The following is a 5,513-nucleotide window of genomic DNA, read 5'->3' as shown; positions in this document are numbered from 1 at the left end:
TTTTTCTGTTCTTCTATGGCCGTTTTAGCCAGTGTAATACGTCTGCACCTAAATTCATTGAAAATTAGCCTTTTAGGTGCAAAGCCCGTCAATAAATAAGATTTATATAGAACTAAAGATATAGTGAATAAGAAAAAGGTGATAATTCAACATGGCACAATTAGGTGGAACACCGATATTGGTTTTAAGAGAAGGCAGTGAGCGAACACGAGGCAGGGACGCGCAGAGCAGGAACATAATGGCGGCGAAGACCATCGCTAATGCGGTTAAATCTACTCTTGGCCCGAAAGGGATGGACAAGATGTTAGTGGACTCAATGGGCGACGTGGTCATAACGAACGACGGCGCAACGATATTGAAGGAGATGGACATCGAGCATCCCGCGGCGAAGATGATGGTTGAGATCGCGAAGACGCAGGATGAAGAGGTCGGCGACGGAACGACAAGCGCAGTCATCCTCGCGGGCGAGTTACTCAAGCGTGCGGAGGACCTTCTGGAACAGGAAGTGCACCCAACGTTGATCGCAGCAGGATACCGATTAGCGGCCGAGAAAGCGTATGAAATCCTGGATGGGATCGCTAAAACTGTTAAGCCAACAGATTCCCAAACCCTGAAGAAGATCGCTATAACCTCAATGACCGGCAAAGGCGCAGGGACTGCACGAGAGATGTTGACGGATCTCGCAGTAGACGCCGTGAAAATGATCGCGGAGAAGGGCGTGGAGAATATAGATATTGACCATATCAAGTTAGAGAAGAAGATGGGCGGCAGCACGGAAGATACCACGTTGATCATGGGAATGGTGCTGGATAAGGAGCGTGTGCACCCCGGCATGCCGAAGACCGTGAAGAATGCGAAGATAGCACTCATAAACTCTGCTTTAGAGATTGAGAAGACCGAGGTAGATGCGAAGATAGAGATTACCGCACCGGAACAGCTGAAAGCCTTCCTCGAAGAAGAGGAGAAGATGCTGAAGGAGATGGTCGAGAAGGTGACATCGAGCGGTGCAAACGTGCTCTTCTGCCAGAAGGGGATCGACGACTTGGCACAGCACTATCTCTCGAAAAAAGGCGTATTTGCCGTGAGACGAGTGAAAGAGAGCGACATGAAGAAGTTGGCAAGTGCGACCGGCGGTAAGATCCAGACGAGCATGGAGGAGATTGCAGCTCAGGATCTCGGTAAAGCGGGACTGGTTGAGGAACGTAAGATCGGCGGTGAAGAGATGATCTTCGTCGAGGATTGTCAGAATCCAAAAGCCGTGTCCATTCTGCTACGAGGTGGAACAGACCACGTTGTGGATGAGCTGGAGCGCGGAATGCATGACGCATTGAAAGTGGTGGCTGTTGCATTAGAGGATGGTAAGTACGTAGCTGGCGGTGGCGCTGCGGAGATCGAATTGGCGCTCAAGCTGCGAGATTATGCCGCAAGCGTCGGCGGCCGTGAGCAGTTGGCGATACAGGCTTTTGCTGATGCTATTGAGGTCATTCCACGGGCTCTTGCCGAGAATGCCGGCTTGGACCCCATTGACATGCTCGTGGCGCTTCGGTCTGCGCACGAAAAGGGCCAGAAGAATGCGGGTTTAGACGTGTTCAAGGGCGAACCCACCGACATGCTCAAGGCAGGTGTTATCGAGCCGTTACGGGTAAAGACACAGGCTATCAGCTCGGGAACGGAATCTGCAACGATGATTCTGCGGATAGACGATGTCATTGCCTCGAGTAGGGCGAGTATGCCAGCAGGCGGCGGTGGTATGCCTCCAGGTGGCGGCTATCCTGGAATGGGAGAATACTAAGCAATTTTTTTCTTTTTTCTCTCCTTTTTTTTATTTTTTTACACACACTCTCACATGGAGAGCGCATCTTTGAATTTGACATAAGGGATGGAAATAGATAGAGGACTAGATAAAATGGTAAGGATAATTGGCATTGATCTCGGAACGACGAACTCGGAAGCGGCTTTTGTTGACGAAAGCGGCGATGCAAAGATAATACCAAGTGCAGAGGGCAGCGCATACGGCGGTAAGATGTTTCCGTCAGTGGTTGCGTTCACCAAGGATGGTCAGCGGCTGGTAGGTGTAGCAGCGAAGCGACAGGCGGTGGTTAACCCGGAAGGCACGGTAAGAGAAGCAAAACGAAAGATGGGGACCTCGGAGAAGATCCCTGTGAAGTCGATAAACAGGGAGTTCACCCCGCAAGAGATTTCCGCAATGGTGCTACAGAAGATAAAAACGGATACAGAGGCATATTTAGGCGAGAAGGTCGACGCGGCTGTTATTACCGTACCGGCGTATTTCGATGACAATCAGCGGCAGGCGACGAAGGACGCCGGCGAGATTGCGGGCTTCACGGTGGAGCGGATAATAAACGAACCAACGGCGGCGGCAATGGCCTACGGGCTTGGCAAGGCAGACGAGTACAAAGTTGCCGTGCTCGACTTTGGCGGCGGCACGTTTGATGTGACGATCATGGATATTGGCGAGGGAGTCTTTGAAGTGCTCTCCACCAATGGCGATACACAGCTGGGCGGCACCGATATGGACGCAGCCGTCATAAACTGGCTTGTCGAGCGGTTTAAAGGGAAGGAAGGGATAGATTTGAGGAACGACCTCACGGCGATGCAGCGATTACGGGATGAGGCGGAACGCGCAAAGATAGAGCTCTCATCGTCCGTATCGACCAGCATTAACCTCCCGTTTATTGCCGTCTCGAACGGTGAGCCGAAGCACTTTGAAGAGACGCTCACGCGCGCGAAATTAGAGGAATTGGCTGAACCGACCTTGAGAAGGCTGGAGCCGCCTATACGGAGCGCACTGAAAGATGCCAAGCTCTCGCCCGGCGATATCGACAAGATAATACTCATCGGCGGCCCGACACGAATGCCGATTGTGAGAGAGCGGTTCGAGCGAATACTGGGCAAGAAGGCAGAAGGCGGCGTTGACCCGATGCAGTCCGTGGCGCTCGGCGCGGCGATACAGGCTGGCATCCTCGGCGGTCAGGTGAAGGAAGAGATCGTCTTACTCGATGTCACTCCTCTTACACTCAGTGTAGAGACCTTAGGCGGTGTGGCAACGCCGCTGATCGAACGGAACACCACGATACCCACGAAAAGGTCGCAGATATTCTCCACCGCAGCGGACAGCCAAACCAGCGTGGAGATACATATCACGCAGGGTGAGCGCCCAATGGCAGTGGACAACACCTCGTTGGGACGGTTCCATTTGGATGGCATTCCACCAGCACCGCGTGGCATTCCACAGATCGAAGTGACGTTCGACATCAATGCAAACGGGATTTTGAACGTCACGGCAAAGGATTTAGGAACGGGCAAGGAAGCCTCGATCAGAATCACTGCGTCAACGAAACTGCCGAAGGATGAGATCGACCAGATGGTGAAAGAGGCGGAGCGGTACAGTGAAGAGGATACAAAGCGTAAAGAGGAGATCGAGCTCCGGAATCAGGCTGATTCGCTCGTTTACACCTCGGAGAAGACTATCGAAGAGCTGGGCGATAAGATCGCGCAAGATCAGAGGGATAAGGTAGAGCGCGCGAAGGACGCGTTGAAAGAATCGTTAAAAGGGACGGACATGGCAAAGATCAAATCGGACACGGACGAATTGACGAAAGCGCTGCATGAGGTTTCTGCGGTGGTCTACCAGGAGGCGGCGAAGCAGGCGGCAGAGGCTGAAGCTGCAGCGGGCAAGACAGCAGCAGAAGCCGGAACCGGGGAGAAGAAGGAAGAAGGCGATTACGTAGACGTGGATTATGATGTGAAGGATGAAGAGAAATAAGGAAGAGGCGATTCTCAACACGCTTCATTAATCCCCCTTCCTTTTTTTTTCGACTTAGCTTCGGTATGGTGGATTGTCTTCTCTACAAACTTTGAAAATAGACTTTTTTACAACGCTATTTCTTCTACTCTTGTGCACACTTTGAAATTGTACTGGTTGAAGGATTTTTTAGCACAAAAATCACTATCAATCTTTTTAAAAAGCAACTTTTATTTTTAAAGGAAATAGTTAAGTAAAAAGGTAGTTTCTACTGCCTCAATCTAAAAAAAGAGCATAATGACGGAGAAACCAGAGACCTTAGGGGGGCCTGAATCTTTGTTTGATAGAATTTGGCGGAGATTAATCCAGATTATCCCTTTCCTGTTGTTGTCCACGGTGATTGCTTTTTGGGCGTTCAAAATTCTCTCGGCCAAATTAGGCTCCAACTTCTTTGAAGCGATTGCACTCGGAATCATCGTAATACTCAACATTGCATCCTTTATTTCTATTGTAGTGGGGCACATATATAAAAATAGACAAATAGGGGTTACTCCGGCATTTTTGACACCCCTTGTCCTCTCTATGGAAGCGACTATACAATTTGGACGGCCTTTTAGTGAGTTATTGTTTACTACCTTCTTTGGATTTGCTTTAGGAGTCCTTGTTTCTAATTTTTCGTATAATATGCTTTCATCCTTTGTGAGCACAGAAAATATTGAAGAAGAGGACGTGACTCAGATTCAATTGGATTCATCAATTGCTGAAGTAACTCGATTGATTGGAGAAATGTTTAGCTTTCTAAATTTATCCAAAATTAAAAAGAACATAACAGACAACGAGATACAATGGATGATTATAACACGCGATTACAATCACTATTATCTTTATGCAAAAACCGAAGATGATAATTCTGTTGAACTTGCACTTTTAGGTTTCGCTGCTGGATATAACGAATTAACTCGCACAAAAATAAATGAGAAATATCAGGATTTTTTAAAAGAGACTATTCTTGGTTATTTTAGAATCAACAATATTAAATGTAAGACTGCATTAAAAGCTGATCTTTCTGGCGATATGTTAAAAATAGTACGTAAGGGTTATGAGGGAATGGTACGCTCTGTGGAGCTAAAATATACCAAAAATGTACTTGTAAATTATATAAAATCTTACAAATATCTAATAGTTACAAATTTTTATAGCTATTTTGGTGTATTTTGTGAGGATAAGCATTTCTAGATTATATGAATTGTACCCAGGAATATTTTTAGCGATAGTCAGTATATCGTCCGTTATAATAGGTGCATTTGCGAAAGATTTAATTCAACTTTTTAAAGTCGGTGGTAAGAATGAAAAATAAGACTAAGTTAGTATTCATTTTTATAATCTGCACCAGTATCCTCATCATCACATTTTATTGTTATTCATCGTTATTTGTCGGAGATAATATGATACAAAAAGATATTAAAATCGTTAGTGGAAATTCGACTTATTATTCTTTTTTAGGCATTAAAGACAAAGATTCTTGGGAAGATTTTTCAAACCAAGATCCAGAATTAGGAATATACACACCACCAGAACACTTTACGAATGCAGCAATCGTTAATTGCGATAATGGAGAAAGCTGGGTTATTGTTTATAATCACGATATTCCTTCCGATTCGGTGATGTCCTAACTTTCATGACTCACTTTGAACATCAATAATTCCTCCCATGTCCAAACGTGATCGGTAATGCCCTCAGCCATGCA

The 5,513-nt window shown here is 46.7% G+C and carries 4 protein-coding genes; all 4 read left to right on the top strand.

All coding sequences use genetic code 11. From position 1 onward, the window contains the following. Window positions 1–151 precede the first annotated feature (151 nt). The 4 genes from JW878_08395 (at window position 152) to JW878_08380 (ending at window position 5,439) form a co-directional block, all read left to right on the top strand. Complete coding sequence (locus JW878_08395; GenBank protein ID MBN1763076.1) at window positions 152–1,792, top strand: TCP-1/cpn60 chaperonin family protein; 1,641 nt, start codon at window positions 152–154, stop codon at window positions 1,790–1,792. 114 nt (window positions 1,793–1,906) lie between these two features. After that, window positions 1,907–3,787, top strand: coding sequence for a molecular chaperone DnaK (gene dnaK, locus JW878_08390; protein MBN1763075.1), 1,881 nt, complete (start codon window positions 1,907–1,909; stop codon window positions 3,785–3,787). Window positions 3,788–4,063: 276 nt separating this feature from the next. Beyond that, complete coding sequence (locus JW878_08385) at window positions 4,064–5,002, top strand: hypothetical protein (protein ID MBN1763074.1); 939 nt, start codon at window positions 4,064–4,066, stop codon at window positions 5,000–5,002. A gap of 209 nt (window positions 5,003–5,211) precedes the next feature. Continuing rightward, on the top strand, window positions 5,212–5,439 hold the full coding sequence (locus JW878_08380; protein ID MBN1763073.1) for a hypothetical protein: 228 nt from the start codon (window positions 5,212–5,214) through the stop codon (window positions 5,437–5,439). Window positions 5,440–5,513 lie beyond the last annotated feature (74 nt).

Source organism: Methanomicrobia archaeon, assembly GCA_016930255.1.
Taxonomy (GTDB): domain Archaea; phylum Halobacteriota; class Syntropharchaeia; order Alkanophagales; family Methanospirareceae; genus JACGMN01.
The sequence above is the reverse complement of the archived record's forward strand: the minus strand, read 5'-3'. Positions and strand labels throughout refer to the sequence as shown.